This is a genomic window from Streptomyces sp. PsTaAH-137 (assembly GCF_003259365.1).
Lineage (GTDB): Bacteria > Actinomycetota > Actinomycetes > Streptomycetales > Streptomycetaceae > Streptomyces.
Genome location: NZ_QLLY01000019.1, coordinates 69,953 through 84,279, shown reverse-complemented (window position 1 = coordinate 84,279; position 14,327 = coordinate 69,953). Strand labels below are relative to the sequence as shown.

General features: G+C 72.5%; 12 protein-coding genes and 1 pseudogene. 3 read left to right on the top strand and 10 right to left on the bottom strand.

Translation table 11 applies throughout. The features are described 5' to 3' along the window. Positions 1-144: 144 nt before the first annotated feature. The 8 genes and pseudogenes from K377_RS33225 to rimP form a co-directional block, all read right to left on the bottom strand. A pseudogene (locus K377_RS33225) lies at positions 145-2,697 on the bottom strand (serine protease); the annotation flags it as partial. A gap of 250 nt (positions 2,698-2,947) precedes the next feature. Continuing rightward, positions 2,948-3,853, bottom strand: a complete 906-nt coding sequence (gene truB, locus K377_RS33220; protein ID WP_111667324.1) for a tRNA pseudouridine(55) synthase TruB — start codon at positions 3,851-3,853, stop codon at positions 2,948-2,950. Between the two features lie 2 nt (positions 3,854-3,855). Continuing rightward, positions 3,856-4,323 carry a 30S ribosome-binding factor RbfA gene (gene rbfA, locus K377_RS33215; RefSeq protein WP_111667323.1) on the bottom strand — a complete coding sequence of 156 codons (468 nt, stop codon included), beginning with the start codon at positions 4,321-4,323 and terminating at the stop codon, positions 3,856-3,858. Between the two features lie 44 nt (positions 4,324-4,367). Beyond that, a complete protein-coding gene (locus tag K377_RS33210) occupies positions 4,368-4,661 on the bottom strand; it encodes a DUF503 domain-containing protein (RefSeq protein ID WP_111667322.1) in 294 nt (97 codons plus the stop codon). A 138-nt stretch (positions 4,662-4,799) separates the two neighbouring features. Further along, on the bottom strand, positions 4,800-7,895 hold the full coding sequence (infB, locus tag K377_RS33205; protein WP_111667321.1) for a translation initiation factor IF-2: 3,096 nt from the start codon (positions 7,893-7,895) through the stop codon (positions 4,800-4,802). Positions 7,896-8,041: 146 nt separating this feature from the next. After that, positions 8,042-8,320, bottom strand: a complete 279-nt coding sequence (locus K377_RS33200; protein ID WP_111667320.1) for a YlxR family protein — start codon at positions 8,318-8,320, stop codon at positions 8,042-8,044. Positions 8,321-8,422: 102 nt separating this feature from the next. After that, entirely contained in the window at positions 8,423-9,421 is a 999-nt protein-coding gene (nusA, locus tag K377_RS33195) for a transcription termination factor NusA (protein WP_111667319.1), read from the bottom strand. A 2-nt stretch (positions 9,422-9,423) separates the two neighbouring features. After that, entirely contained in the window at positions 9,424-9,948 is a 525-nt protein-coding gene (gene rimP / locus K377_RS33190; RefSeq protein ID WP_111667318.1) for a ribosome maturation factor RimP, read from the bottom strand. Positions 9,949-10,121: 173 nt separating this feature from the next. Here rimP and K377_RS33185 point away from each other — a divergent pair, with 173 nt between their 5' ends. The 3 genes from K377_RS33185 to K377_RS33175 are packed head-to-tail and all read left to right on the top strand — an operon-like array spanning position 10,122 to position 12,011. Beyond that, positions 10,122-10,598: a hypothetical protein gene (locus K377_RS33185; protein ID WP_111667317.1), complete on the top strand. Its 477-nt coding sequence runs from the start codon at positions 10,122-10,124 to the stop codon at positions 10,596-10,598. Positions 10,599-10,606: 8 nt separating this feature from the next. Beyond that, entirely contained in the window at positions 10,607-11,080 is a 474-nt protein-coding gene (locus K377_RS33180; RefSeq protein WP_111667316.1) for a ferritin-like domain-containing protein, read from the top strand. 28 nt (positions 11,081-11,108) lie between these two features. Beyond that, positions 11,109-12,011: an aminoglycoside phosphotransferase family protein gene (locus K377_RS33175; protein WP_111667315.1), complete on the top strand. Its 903-nt coding sequence runs from the start codon at positions 11,109-11,111 to the stop codon at positions 12,009-12,011. 4 nt (positions 12,012-12,015) lie between these two features. On the opposite strand, the gene K377_RS33170 is transcribed toward K377_RS33175, so the two are convergent. Next, positions 12,016-12,504 carry a GNAT family N-acetyltransferase gene (locus K377_RS33170; RefSeq protein WP_111667314.1) on the bottom strand — a complete coding sequence of 163 codons (489 nt, stop codon included), beginning with the start codon at positions 12,502-12,504 and terminating at the stop codon, positions 12,016-12,018. A 112-nt stretch (positions 12,505-12,616) separates the two neighbouring features. After that, positions 12,617-14,323, bottom strand: a complete 1,707-nt coding sequence (locus K377_RS33165; protein WP_111667313.1) for a proline--tRNA ligase — start codon at positions 14,321-14,323, stop codon at positions 12,617-12,619. Positions 14,324-14,327: the final 4 nt, after the last annotated feature.

The window sequence follows — 14,327 nt, the reverse complement described above, 5'->3', positions numbered from 1 at the left end:
GCGAGCGAAGCTCGCTTTCAGGGGCGCGGGGAACTGCGCGACCGGCCACGACGGTGGCGCACCCGGCCGACAACCCGATCAGGGGCGCGGGGAACTGCGCGAGAAGCCCCAGCGGGCCGCGCCCGAAGAGCCACCGCAGCACCCCGGCTCCCGCAAAAGCAACGCAAGCGCCCCGCCGTGCAACGCACCGTCCCCAGGCCGAGCCAGCAGCGCAAGCGCAGCACGCCGCAACAGCCCCAGGTCCACCTCAAGAGTCACCCGCCCCGCGACCCGCAGCCCAAAGGAAACCGCCGCCCCACGACGATCGCCCCGCTCATCGCGCGCCCACCGCTCAACGGCCCGGCACACGGCCGACGGCTCCTCATCGGCAAGCGTGCCGAGCAGTTCAACGGCACGCGCATGCCCGCAATCCACCAGAGCCTCGATGAGATCGTCGACGTCCCGATGCCGATGCGTGTGCAGCAGAGCCTGCGCGGCGGTCCCGACGGTGGCATCCGGCATGGCCGGCAGCACCCGCTCGTCATCGAACCAACGGATCAACTTCCGCTGCACCCGTGCCGGTTCGGCGACGAGCTGCTCGGCGACGGCGTCCAGATGCCGCTCCCCCGCCCCGGGCTCCGGATCACGCACGACAAGCCGCCGCACCAGCTCGAACCGCACCTCGTCGGCGACGGGCAGCGCCCGCCAGAACCCCGGCCCGAACACCCCACGCTCCGCCAACTCCTCCAGCACAGAAAGATGGACGCCCGCATCGGGAACCCGCAACAGCACCCCACGCAACAGATGCGCCGCCCACCAGGACGCCTCGGCACACTCACCCGAGGCAACCCGACCGGCCAACTCCTCAAGCCGAAGGTCCAGTTCACCCGAACCCCGCTCCCGCCCCACCAGCAACAGCGCCCGCACCACCGGCCCCGCCCGATGCCTCGGCACCGGCACACCCCCGTCGCCGCCCCGCCGCCGGAACACCAGCGCCGCGAGGGCCGCGTCCAGATCCAGATGCATGCCCTGGATCCAGTCGGCGACCTCCTCGTGGGCGAACCGGTAACCGGCCCCTGCGGGCACCAGCAGCCCCTCCGCCAGCACGGCGGACGCCCACCCCGAGACGCCGTGCAGCACGCCCCACGGGAACAGCTCCTCGAACGTCTCCCGGTCCAGGCCCCCCTGCCCCGGCCCCAGACTGCGCCGCGCCGCTTCGTGCAGCCGCCCCGACACCCGCGCCGCCAGCCGCCGCACCCCGCTCCCCCGCACTCCGGCGGGCGCCGCGAGCCGCACCGCCACCCGCAGGCACATCAGGTCCAGATGGGCCGCGAAGACCTCGTCGCGGTCGGGGCAGCCGTCCGGCCCGCCCGCCGGCACGGCGGCCCGCACCTCCCCGAGCAGCCGCAGCGCGAGCGGATGCCCGGCGTCACGGTCCGCCAGCGCGCCCGCGGGAATCCCGAACCGCTCCCGGGCGAGCCGCGCCCCCTCCCCCGTCAGATCCCCCAGCCGCACGCACCCGTACAGCGCCTCGGCGGAGAACAGCGTCCCCGCCTGCTCCCAGTACTCCCCGCGGCACGCCACCACGAGCCGCACCCCGCACCGGCTGAGCCACCGCTCGGTCCCGCGCGACCAGGCGGCGAGCCGATGGGCGAGCACGGGCGGCATCTCCTCGGGCCCGTCGAGCAGCAGCACGAGGGGCCGCCCCGCGGCCCGGGCCGCCGTGGCGACCCGCTCCGGCGAAAGGCCACCCGGGGCGCCGTCCTCCCGGGACGCGGCCACGATCCGCCCGGCCCGCTCCAGGGCGCGCTCCACCGCGTCCGCGACCGACGCGTCGTCCCCGCGCAGATCGGCGCCGCGCAGCCACAGCGTGGGCGCGTCGGTCCGCCGCGCGGCGAAGGCGGCCAGCTCCGTGGTCCGTCCGCTCCCCGGCTCCCCCACGAGGGCGACGACGGAGGCTTCCCCGCGCCCGAACTCCGTCAACTCCCGTGCCACATCAGGCCGTTCGACCGGCTCGGGGCCGGCGCCCGAGCCCGGCCCGTCGCTGCCCACGGAGACGGCGGCCACCTGGAGCACGCCCGCCAGATTGAGGTCGGGGCCATAGGCGGGCACCGTCGCCTCGTTGCGCGCGAGCAGGTCGGCGAGCGGGCCGTACGGATCGGCGGCGGCCGCGGCGCGCAGCGGCACGGCGCACCCGGCCACCGAGTGCCCGGCGTCGAGCGCCGTCCCGAGCACGGCGACGACCGCCCCGGTCCGGGCATCGACGACGGGCCCGCCGGCGGCGCCCCCGCCCCGCAGCAGCGCGTCGGCGCCCGCCGTGCCGACCGCCAGTTCAAGGGCGCCGTCGAGGACATGGCGGCGGCCGCTCGCCGCGTAGGTCACCTCCGCGTGCCCGAGTACCCGGGCCTCGCGCCAGCCGCTCGCAGGGATCCTGACGTACGCCCCCGCCGCCGGCGTCCCGGACGCCGCCACCGGCACCGGCGCCACCCCGAGCCCCTCGGTCCGTACGAGCGCGAGATCGGCCTCCGGCAGTTCCACGACCGACTCGGGCCCCACGACACACGTGCCCGAGCCGTCCGGCGCGTGCAGCACCACCCGGCCGAGCCCGTCCACCGCCTCATGACTGGTGACGACGGTGCCTCGGTCGTCCGCCGCGAACCCGGCCCCGCGCGGCCGCCCGGCCAGATCACAGATCCGTACCAGCGGCGGATCCACCATGCCCGCAACCTCCCGCCCCACCCCGTCCCGACCGACGGTAGGCGCGCGGTGATCAGCGGAACAGAACTCGGCCCGAACGCGCCCCCTTCCGCTCCCCCGCTTCACTCCGAGCGCCTGCTCGAAGGGGTGAAGTCGGCGGGCCGGGCGGATACACCTTGGAGAGGGGGAACGTGGAGCGGCGGCCACCAAGCAGACCTGGCAACCGCCGCTCCACCGAAAAAAACCGGCGGGACATCACGCAGACACGGGCTCAGCCGAAGACGGCGAGACTCTTCGCCTTGCCCTTCGACTCCTCGATGAGCGCCACGAACCGGCCGTCCTGGTCGAAGACCCCGACCGGCCCGGCCCCCGCGTACTCCCCGGGCACGTCGAGCCGCACACCGTTCAGCAGCAGCCCGGCGCGCCGCGCGTCGACGTCCCAGCGCGGGAAGGCGGCAGCGGCGGCCTCGGCCACCGGCATCACGGAGAAGGACTCCTGCAACTGGTCGAGCGTCTTGGCCCGGTCCAGCTTGTACGGGCCGACACGGGTGCGGCGCAGCGCGGTCAGATGCCCGCCGACGCCGAGGTCGGCGCCCAGGTCCCGGGCCAGAGCCCTGATGTACGTACCGGACGAGCAGACCACGGAGACGACCAGGTCGAGCACCGGGGTGCCGTCCTCGGCGACCGCGTCCCGGACGTCGTACACGGCGAAGGAGGAGATCTTCACCGGCCGGGCCGGGATCTCGAAGTCCTCGCCGTCCCGCGCCCGCTTGTACGAACGTACGCCGTTGATCTTGATGGCGCTGACCTTGGACGGCACCTGCATGATGTCGCCGGTCAGCTTGGCGATGCCCGCGTCGACCGCGTCGCGCCGGACCCCGGAGGCGTCCGTGGACGAGGTGATCTCGCCCTCCGCGTCGTCGGTGAGGGTGTTCTGCCCGAGCCGGATGGTGCCCAGGTACTCCTTCTCGGTCAGCGCGAGATGGCCGAGGAGCTTGGTGGCGCGCTCGACGCCGAGCACCAGGACACCCGTCGCCATGGGGTCGAGGGTGCCCGCGTGGCCGACGCGGCGGGTCTTGGCGATCCCGCGCATCTTGGCCACCACGTCGTGCGAGGTGAAGCCCGACGGCTTGTCGACGATGACCAGGCCGTCGGGCGGAGGGGTGCGGTCGGACATGCTCAGGCGTCGCCGTCCTTGTCGGCGGCGTCGGTGTCGTCGGCGGCGTCCTCGGGCTTCTTGTACGGGTCGGCCTCCCCGGCGAACGAGGCGCCCGCGGACGCCTCCCGCACCTGGGCGTCCGAGGACCGCGCCCGGTCGAGGAGGTCCTCGATCGTCTTGGCGTTGTCCGGCAGGGCGTCCGCGACGAAGGTCAGGGTCGGCGTGAACTTCACGCCGGCCGCCGCACCGACCGCGGAGCGCAGGATGCCCTTGGCGCTCTCCAGACCGGCGGCCACCTCGGCCCGCTGCTCGTCGTCCCCGTACACCGTGTAGAAGACGGTCGCCTCCCGCAGGTCACCGGTGACGCGGGTGTCCGTGATGGTGACGTGGGTGCCGAGCCGCGGGTCCTTGATCCCGCGCTGCAGCTTCTGGGCCACCACCTCTCGGATGAGGTCCGCCAGCCTCTTGGCGCGCGCGTTGTCGGCCACTGGTCCGTCTCCTTTTAAGTGCTTACTTCTTGTTGCTTCAGGCTTCAGTCTTCGTCGCTGTGGAGCCTGCGTCGAACCGAGAGCAGTTCCACCTCCGGCCGCCCGGCGACGAGCCGTTCGCAGCGGTCCAGTACATCGGTGAGATGTCCCGTGTCCCCGGAGACCACCGCGAGGCCGATCTCGGCCCTGCGGTGAAGGTCCTGGTTCCCCGTCTCCGCCGCGCTCACTCCGTACTTGCGCTGGAGTTCGGCCACGATCGGACGGACGAGGGAGCGTTTTTCCTTCAGCGAGTGGACGTCGCCGAGGAGCAGGTCGAAGGACAGAGTCCCCACGTACATATAGGTCCGGATGTCCCGCCGGTTCGGGGTCGTAAAGGCGCCGGTTCCGGACACCGATACGGGAACCGTACACGCAACGGCCGGGGCCGATCGACGGAAATAAGTCCCGCCGATCGGCCCCGAAACGTGACGCTCAGGTCAGACGCGCGGCTTCTCGCGCATCTCGTACGTCGCGATGACGTCGTCGACCTTGATGTCGTTGAAGTTGCCGAGGTTGATACCGCCCTCGAACCCTTCGCGGATCTCGGTGACGTCGTCCTTGAAGCGACGCAGACCGGAGATGTTGAGGTTCTCCGCGATGACCTTGCCATCGCGCAGCAGGCGCGCCTTGGTGTTGCGCTTGACCTCTCCGGACCGGACGAGCACACCGGCGATGTTGCCCAGCTTGGACGACTTGAAGACCTCGCGGATCTCCGCCGTGCCGAGCTCGACCTCCTCGTACTCCGGCTTGAGCATGCCCTTGAGGGCCGCCTCGATCTCCTCGATGGCCTGGTAGATCACCGAGTAGTACCGGACGTCGACACCCTCGCGCTCCGCCATCTGCTGCGCACGGCCGGCTGCCCGGACGTTGAAGCCGATGACGATGGCGTCGGAGCCGGTCGCCAGGTTGATGTCGGACTCGGTGACCGCACCCACACCGCGGTGCAGGACACGGATGTCGACCTCTTCACCGACGTCGAGCTGGAGCAGCGAGGACTCGAGAGCCTCCACCGAACCGGACGCGTCGCCCTTGATGATGAGGTTGAGCTCCTGCACCAGACCGGCCTTGAGGGCCTCGTCCAGGTTCTCCAGGGAGAACCGGACGCCGCGGCGCGCGAAGTTGGCGTTGCGCTCGCGAGCGGCACGCTTCTCGGCGATCTGACGGGCCGTACGGTCCTCGTCGACCACCAGGAAGTTGTCGCCGGCACCCGGGACGTTGGTGAGACCGAGCACGAGGACGGGGGTCGAGGGACCCGCTTCCTCGACGTTGTTCCCACTGTCGTCGAGCATCGCCCGGACACGGCCGTACGCGTCGCCGACCACCATCGTGTCGCCGATGCGCAGCGTGCCGCGCTGGACCAGGACCGTCGAGACGGCACCGCGGCCCTTGTCGAGGTGCGACTCGATCGCAATACCCTGCGCGTCCTGCTCCGGGTTGGCCCGCAGGTCGAGCGAGGCGTCCGCGGTCAGGACCACGGCCTCGAGCAGGGAGTCGATGTTCAGACCCTGCTTGGCGGAGATGTCGACGAACATGGTGTCGCCGCCGTACTCCTCGGCCACCAGGCCGTACTCGGTCAGCTGACCGCGCACCTTGGTCGGGTCGGCACCCTCGACGTCGATCTTGTTGACCGCGACGACGATCGGGACCTCGGCGGCCTTGGCGTGGTTCAGCGCCTCGACCGTCTGCGGCATGACGCCGTCGTTGGCCGCGACGACGAGGATCGCGATGTCGGTCGACTTCGCACCACGGGCACGCATGGCGGTGAACGCCTCGTGACCCGGGGTGTCGATGAAGGTGATCTTGCGGTCTTCGTCGTTGACCTCGGTCGTGACCTGGTACGCACCGATGTGCTGCGTGATGCCGCCGGCCTCACCCGCGATGACGTTCGTCTTGCGGATGGTGTCGAGCAGTCGGGTCTTACCGTGGTCGACGTGACCCATGACGGTCACGACCGGCGGACGCGCGACGAGGAGTTCCTCGCCACCCTCGTCCTCGCCGAACTCGATGTCGAAGGACTCGAGCAGCTCGCGGTCCTCCTCCTCGGGGCTGACGATCTCGAGGACGAAGTTCATCTCGTCCGCGAGGAGCTTCAGCGTCTCGTCGGAGACGGACTGCGTGGCAGTGACCATCTCGCCGAGGTTCATCATCACGCCGACGAGCGACGCCGGGTTGGCGTTGATCTTCTCGGCGAAGTCGGTGAGGGACGCACCGCGCGACAGGCGCACGGTGGCGCCGTTGCCGCGAGGCAGCATGACGCCGCCGACCGACGGGGCCTGCATGGCCTCGTACTCCTGGCGCCTCTGCCGCTTCGACTTGCGGCCACGACGGGCGGGCCCGCCGGGACGGCCGAACGCACCCTGCGTGCCACCACGGCCACCCGGACCACCGGGACGACCGCCGAAGCCGGGACGGCCACCGCCGCCACCGGGACGACCGGCGAAACCGCCGCCACCGCCACCGGGACCACCGGGACGACCGGCGAAACCGCCACCGCCGCCGCCACCGGGACGACCGGCGAAGCCGGGACGACCGCCGCCGCCACCGCCGGGACGACCGCCGCCACCGGGACCACGGCCACCGCCGGGGCCACCACCGGGACGCGGGCCGGCAGCGGGACGCTGCGGCATCATGCCCGGGTTCGGACGGTTGCCGCCGCCGGGACGGGGACCGCCCTGGCCGGGAGCGCCTGCGCCGCCCTGCGGACGGGGCATGCCGCCCGGGGTCGGACGGGCGCCGCCCTGACCCTGGGGACGGGGACCACCCTGGCCGCCACCCTGCGGGCGGGGGCCGCCCGGGGCACCCTGGCCGCCGGGACGCGGGGCGCCGCCCGGACGGGGCGCCTGCGGGCGCGCCATGCCGGTGGAGCCACCAGAGGTGAAGGGGTTGTTGCCCGGACGGGGACCCGCGGGACGGGCACCACCGGGACGCGCGCCCTGGCCGCCGGGGCGCGGAGCACCCTGACGGTCACCGCGCTGGCCCTGGCCGCGGTCACCGCGGTCGGTGCGCTCCTGGCCGGGGGCCGGACGGCCACCGGGCTTCGGGGCGCCGGGACGGGCACCCTGGGCACCGGGACGCGGGCCGGCCGGCGCCGGGGCCGACGAAGCGGCCGGGGCGGCGGGCGGCGCCGTGAACTCGGGCGCTGCCGGGGCCGGGGAAGCGGGCTTGGGAGCCGGCTTCGGACCCGGGGTCGGCCGCGGGCCCGGCGCCGCGGGGGCGGGGGTCGCGGCAGCGGGCTTCTCCGCGGCGGCGGGCTTCGGCGCAGCCGGGCCCGGACGCGGAGCGGCAGGCTTGGAGGCCTGCGCGGGGGAAGGGGTGGGACGCGGCGCCGCCGGCTTGGCGGGCGCGGCCTTCTTCGCGGCGGGCTTGCCGCCATTGCCCTGATTCAGGGCATCAGTCAACTTGCGTACAACCGGCGCCTCGATCGTCGAGGACGCCGAACGTACGAATTCACCGAGTTCTTGGAGCTTGGCCATGACGACCTTGCTCTCCACGCCGAACTCCTTGGCGAGTTCGTATACCCGGACCTTAGCCACTTCGCTCCTTTTAGGTCCGGGTTACGCCGGACCGTCGCTACTTCATGGGCGTACTCATCGCGTGCTCATCGAGTGCTCATCGCAATCTCGACCTACTTCCAACTCGCGGGGTACCAGGGCCGCACGGGGGTTCCGTACGGCGCTTCTTACGGTGTTGCCTGCTCGACGCGGCGGCGAAGGGCCGCTGTGTCGAACGGACCAGGGGACTTGAACGCCCGCTGGAACGCCCGGCGGCGGACCGCCTGGTCGAGACAGATGTCGGCGGGATGCACATAGGCACCCCGGCCGGGCAGCGTACCGCGATCATCGGGGACACATTCACCCTCGACGATCACGATCCGCAGCAGATCGCTCTTGGCCGCTCGCTCCCGGCATCCCACGCAGGTTCGCTCAGGGCAGGCGCGGGCTTGCGTCCGGCCAGACACGGTTAAGTCTACCTCCCCGCAGCGACCTCACCCCTTTGGGGGAAGAATCGAACGGCCGTCTACGTCACATTCTGTCGTGATCCAAGCGCGCAGCGCCCGGAATTATTCCCCGGCGTCGGATCCGGGCTGCTCGGTGTCCGGACGGATGTCGATCCGCCAGCCGGTCAGCCGGGCGGCCAGGCGGGCGTTCTGCCCCTCCTTGCCGATGGCCAGCGACAGCTGGTAGTCCGGCACCGTGACCCGGGCCGAGCGGGCGCCCATGTCGACGATCTCGACCTTCGAGACGCGCGCCGGGGACAGGGCGTTGGCCACCATCTCCGCCGGGTCGTCCGACCAGTCGACGATGTCGATCTTCTCGCCGTTCAGCTCGCCCATCACGTTGCGCACGCGCCCGCCCATGGGACCGATGCACGCGCCCTTGGCGTTGAGTCCGCTCCGCGTCGAGCGCACGGCGATCTTCGAGCGGTGGCCGGCCTCGCGGGCGATGGCGGTGATCTCCACCGAGCCGTCGGCGATCTCCGGGACCTCCAGCGCGAAGAGCTTCTTCACGAGGTTCGGGTGCGTGCGCGACAGCGTCACCGACGGACCGCGCACACCCTTGGCGACGCGGACGACGTAGGAGCGCAGCCGCAGCCCGTGCGGGTACTCCTCGCCCGGCACCTGCTCCTGCACCGGCAGGATCGCTTCCAGCTTGCCGATGTCGACCAGCACGTTCTTCGGGTCGCGGCCCTGCTGGACCTGGCCCATGACGATGTCGCCCTCGCGGCCGGCGTACTCGCCGAGCGTCGCGTCGTCCTCGGCGTCGCGCAGCCGCTGCAGGATGACCTGCTTGGCGGTGGTGGCGGCGATCCGGCCGAAGTCGGAGGGAGTGTCGTCGAACTCCTTGGCCTCCTGGCCCTCTTCGAGGTCCGCCGGGTCCTCCGTCGCCCACACCGTCACGTGGCCGCTCTCGCGGTCCAGCTTCACGCGCGCCCGGCGGAAGCTGCCGTCGGTGCGGTGGTAGGCGATGAGGAGGGCCGACTCGATCGCCTCGACCAGCAGATCGAAGGAGATCTCCTTCTCCCGGACCAGACCCCGCAGGGCACTCATGTCGATGTCCACGGCTACGCCTCCTCTTCAGTTACGTCGTTTACGTCGTCTACGTCGTTCTTGTTCTTGCGGTTGAACTCGACCTGCACGCGCGCCTTGGCGATATCGGCGAGGTCGAGCCGTCGGGAGGTGGGCTTGCGGCCCTTCACACCCGGTACTTCCAGGTCGAGACCTTCGTCGTCGACCGTGAGAATGCGTGCGACCAGCTCGGCGCCGTCGTTCAGCGTGAACTTCACGAGGCGGTCCGTGGCGCGGACGTAGTGGCGGTGCTCGGTCAGCGGGCGCTCGGCGCCCGGCGTCCCGACCTCCAGCTCGTACTCGCCGTCGCCCATGGCGTCCGTCTCGTCGAGCTTCGCCGAGAGCGCGCGGCTCACATCGGCGATCGCGTCCAGGTCGGCGCCCTCGTCCGAGTCGACGACGACACGCAGCACACGCTTGCGTCCGACCGAGGCCACCTCGACCTCTTCCAGGTCGAGTCCCTGCGAGCCGACAAGCGGTTCCAGTAGTTCCCGCAGCCTCTCGTTCTGGGTCGTGCTCATCCGGGTGACTCCTCGGCCGCGTGTGCTGTTGTGGTTGCTGACATTCCCTGCGCGTCAGGTCAAAGGGTATCCGGTCCAGGGGGGTGTTGCCGTCCACCGGACGGGGGCCGACTGTACGGTGATCACCGGTCACTCCCCGTTTCCCGCCCGCTCCTGCCCCAAGGACGTCCGCCGTGCCGCTCACCACTCGTAGGAGTCTGCTGGTCTCGCTGGCCGGCGCCGCGCTGCTCACCGGGTGCTCGGACGGCGGCGGTGACGGCGGTGGCGCCGAGGGGGCGCCCGCCGTCTCCCGGGAGAAGCGGCTGCGGGCGAAGGCGGCCCGGGAGAGCGCCGACCTGCTCGGCCAGTACGACCGGGCGCTCGCGGCGCAGCCGTCGCTGGCCGCCCGGCTGAACCCGCTGCGGGACGAGGTCGCCCGGCACGTGAAGGCGTTCGGCGGGGCCGCCCGGCCGAGCGCGGCGAGCAGCGCCTCGACGCCGCCGGTCGCCGAGAAGGACGTGCTGAGGGCGCTGGCGGCGGCCGAGCGGGAGCTGACCGACCGCCGGATGAAGGCCCTGGCCGAACCGGACACCCCGGCGGAGCTGGCGCGGCTGCTCGCGTCGGTGGCGGCGGCCGGTGCCGGGCACGCGTATCTGCTGGGTGAGGGGTGAGGGTCGCGATGACCGATCAGGATCTGCTGGCCGCCGTGCAGGCGGCGCTGCGTGCCGAGCACGCGGCCGTGTACGGGTACGGCGTGGTGGGCGGCCGGATCCGGTCGGGCCGCGGCGACGAGGCCAAGTCCGCGTACGACGCCCATCGCGCCCGGCGCGACGAGCTGCGCCGCACGGTGGGCGAGCTGGGCGGCACCCCCGAGGAGTCGGCGGGCGCGTACGCGCTGCCCTTCCCGGTGCCGGACTCGGCCGCGGCGGCCCGGCTCGCGGCCGACATCGAGGACAAGGTCGCCGGGGTCTACTCGGATCTCGTCCGGGCCGCGAGCGGCGAGCGGCGGCGGGCGGCGGCCGACGCACTGCGGGAGGCGGCGGTCCGTGCGGTGCGCTGGCGCGGCAGCAGCGTAGCCTTCCCTGGGCTCACCGAACGGGCCGCGGCGCCTTCGGCGTCCGCCTCCGGTTCCACGGCGACGCCCGGCACCTGAGGAGTCTTCGGAAGGGAATCACGCGCGTATGGCTTTCGAACCGCCGCAGCGGCTGGTGAACGCGCTCGGCGAGGTGCGCGACGACGGGGCGTCCGCGTGGCTCGCCGATCTGGGCGCGCTGCTCGACGAGGCGGCGGCCCGCCGCGCGGTGACCGTGGAGCGGGTGCACGTGCCCGGCGGGCGCAGCAGTCTGGTCGCCCAGGTGCGTGACCGGGACGGCGCGCCCGCGATCCTGAAGCTGGCGCCGGAGCGGTTCCGGCCGGAGGCGGAGCGGGCGGCCCTGACGCACTGGAACGGGTTCGGCGCGGTGCGGCTGCTCGATGCCGGGGTGAACGACGGCGCGCTGCTGCTTGAGCGGCTGCACCCGGAGGTCTCGGTGCGGACGCTGCCGGAGGCGAAGGCGCTCCTGGAGGCGGCGGGCACGCTGCGGCGGCTGTGGGTGGACCCGCCGGCCGGGCGCAACTGCGAGACGGTGCCCGAGCGCACGGGCCGGCAGGCGACGGCGATGCGCGCGAGCGTGGACGCCTTCCCCGAGGTGGCGCCGCTGGTGGACGCGGCGCTGGAGGCGCGGGACGAGCTGATGGCCGCGCCGCCCGAACTGCGGCTGCTGCACGGCACGTTCCGGCAGTCCAAGGTGCTGTCCGGGGAGCGCACGCCGTGGCTGGCGGTCGGCCCCGACCCGGTGGTCGGCGAGTGCGCCTTCGATCTGGCGCGGCTGGTGCGCGACCGGGTGGAGGACCTGATCGGCTCGCCGTCGGGGCCGGCGATCACCCGGCGCCGGGTGAAGAAGCTCGCCGAGTCGCTGGACGTGGAGCAGGAGCGGCTGCGCGGCTGGACGCTGTTCCGGGCGGTGGAGTCCGGGGTGCGGGCGCTGCGCGTGGGGCGCGAGCGGGACGCCGAGAACCTGCTCGAATTCGCGGGCTGGCTCTGAGAGTTCAGGCGGTCAGGTCGCGTACGTACGTGATGCCGGGGCCGCCCGTCTTCAGGAGGCGCTCGCCGACCGGGCGGAAGCCGGTGCGGGTGAGGACCGTGCGGGAGGCGTGGTTGGTCCGGGCCGCGGCGGCGGTGAGCCGGTCCAGGCCGTAGTCGGTGACGGCCACCTCGAAGAGGCGGTGGACCGCGGCGGTGGCCAGGCCCCGCCCGGTCGCCTTCTCGGCGACCCGGAAGCCGAGTTCGGCGCTGCCGTCGGCCGGGTCGTAGAGGTTGAAGCGGCCGAGGATCTCGCCGTCGTCGCCCACCAGGACGTGCATGTGGACGGTGCCCGTGGCCTGTTCGGCGAGCAGGTCCGCGTGGCGCTCCGCGAAGTGGTCGAAGTACGCGTCGCCGCGGTCGGGAACGCTCGCGGCGAAGAACTCACGGTTCTCGCGCTCGAAGACGAGGACCGCTGCCGCGTGGTCCGGGGTCAGGCGCTGGAGTTCGGGCATGGCGTCACGATAGTGGAGGAAGACCCGCGCCCCTGGGCGAGCGAAGCTCGCTTCAGGGGCGCGGGGAACTGCGCGACCAGCCACGACGAGAGCCGCGCCTGGCAGACGGGCCCTACACGGTGCCGGTGAGGCGGGCCACGGCCTCCTCGACCGTGAGTTCCTCGCGCTCGCCGGTGCGGCGGTCCTTCAGCTCCAGGACGCGGTCACCGCTGCGGCGGCCCGCGACCAGGATCTTCGGGACGCCGATCAGCTCGGAGTCGGTGAACTTCACGCCGGGCGAGATGCCCGGGCGGTCGTCGACCAGGACGCGGACGCCGGCCTCGGCGAGCAGGTCCGAGACCTCCAGGGCCAGCTCGGTCTGGAGCGCCTTTCCGGCGGCGACCACGTGCACGTCGGCGGGGGCGATCTCCTCGGGCCAGACGAGGCCCTTGTCGTCGGCGTGCTGCTCGGCGAGGGCGGCGACGGCGCGGGAGACGCCGATGCCGTACGAGCCCATGGTCACGCGGACCGGCTTGCCGTTCTGGCCGAGCACGTCGAGCTGGAAGGCGTCGGCGTACTTGCGGCCGAGCTGGAAGATGTGGCCGATCTCGATGGCGCGGTCCAGCTTCAGGCCCGTACCGCAGGCGGGGCAGGGGTCGCCCTCCTGGACCACGACGACGTCGACGTACTCGTCGACCTCGAAGTCACGGCCCGCGACGACGTTCTTCGCGTGCACGCCGGTCTTGTTGGCGCCGGTGATCCAGGCGGTGCCGGGGGCGACGCGCGGGTCGGCGATGTACTGGACCTTCTCCAGGCCCTGCGGGCCGACGTAGCCGCGGACCAGGTCGTCGCGGCCCTCGAAGTCCTCGGCGGTGACCAGCTCGACGGCGGCCGGGGCGAAGTGCGCCTCGACCTTGTCCAGGTCGACCTCGCGGTCGCCGGGGACGCCGACGGCGACGATCTCGCCGTCGACCTTCACGAGGAGGTTCTTCAGGGTCTCGGACGCCTGGACGTTCAGGTGCGCGGCGAGCGTCTCGATGGTGGGGGTGTCGGGCGTGGGGATCTCTTCGAGGGCCGCGGCGCCGGTGGCGTCGACCGGCTTGAGCGCGAAGGAGACGGCCTCGGTGTTGGCCGCGTAGTCGCAGTTCGGGCAGTCGGCGAAGGTGTCCTCGCCGGCCGCGGCCGGGGCCAGGAACTCCTCGGACTTCGAGCCGCCCATGGCGCCCGCGGTGGCGGCGCAGATGCGGTGGTCGAGGCCGAGGCGCTGGAAGATCTTCTGGTACGCGGCGCGGTGCAGCGCGTAGGAGTGGGCGAGGCCCTCGTCCTCCAGGTCGAAGGAGTACGAGTCCTTCATCAGGAACTCGCGGCCGCGCAGGATGCCGGCGCGGGGGCGGGCCTCGTCGCGGTACTTCGACTGGATCTGGTAGAGGATCACGGGCAGGTCCTTGTAGGACGTGCACTGGTCCTTGACCAGGAGGGTGAAGATCTCCTCGTGGGTCGGGCCGAGGAGGTAGTCGCCGCCCTTGCGGTCGTTCAGGCGGAACAGCTCGGCGCCGTACTCGGTCCAGCGGCCGGTCGCCTCGTAGGGCTCCTTGGGCAGCAGGGCGGGGAGGGTGACCTCCTGGGCGCCGATGGCGTCCATCTCCTCGCGGACCACGCGCTCGACGTTGGCGAGGACCTTCTTGCCGAGCGGCAGCCAGGACCAGATTCCGGCGGCGGTGCGACGCACGTACCCGGCGCGCACGAGGAGCTTGTGGCTCAGCACCTCGGCGTCCGCCGGGTCGTCGCGCAGGGTCTTCACCATCAACCGGGACATGCGCTGGACCTGGGCCTTGGCCATGATT

Bases quoted from the DNA above. Each gene is read 5' to 3' on its own strand.
- truB (WP_111667324.1), bottom strand. From the start codon at position 3,853: ATGTCCGACCGCACCCCTCCGCCCGACGGCCTGGTCATCGTCGACAAG.
- K377_RS33180 (WP_111667316.1), top strand. From the start codon at position 10,607: ATGACCGATCAGGATCTGCTGGCCGCCGTGCAGGCGGCGCTGCGTGCC.
- K377_RS33175 (WP_111667315.1), top strand. From the start codon at position 11,109: ATGGCTTTCGAACCGCCGCAGCGGCTGGTGAACGCGCTCGGCGAGGTG.
- K377_RS33210 (WP_111667322.1), bottom strand. From the start codon at position 4,661: ATGTACGTGGGGACTCTGTCCTTCGACCTGCTCCTCGGCGACGTCCAC.
- rimP (WP_111667318.1), bottom strand. From the start codon at position 9,948: ATGAGCACGACCCAGAACGAGAGGCTGCGGGAACTACTGGAACCGCTT.
- K377_RS33165 (WP_111667313.1), bottom strand. From the start codon at position 14,323: ATGGCCAAGGCCCAGGTCCAGCGCATGTCCCGGTTGATGGTGAAGACC.
- K377_RS33170 (WP_111667314.1), bottom strand. From the start codon at position 12,504: ATGCCCGAACTCCAGCGCCTGACCCCGGACCACGCGGCAGCGGTCCTC.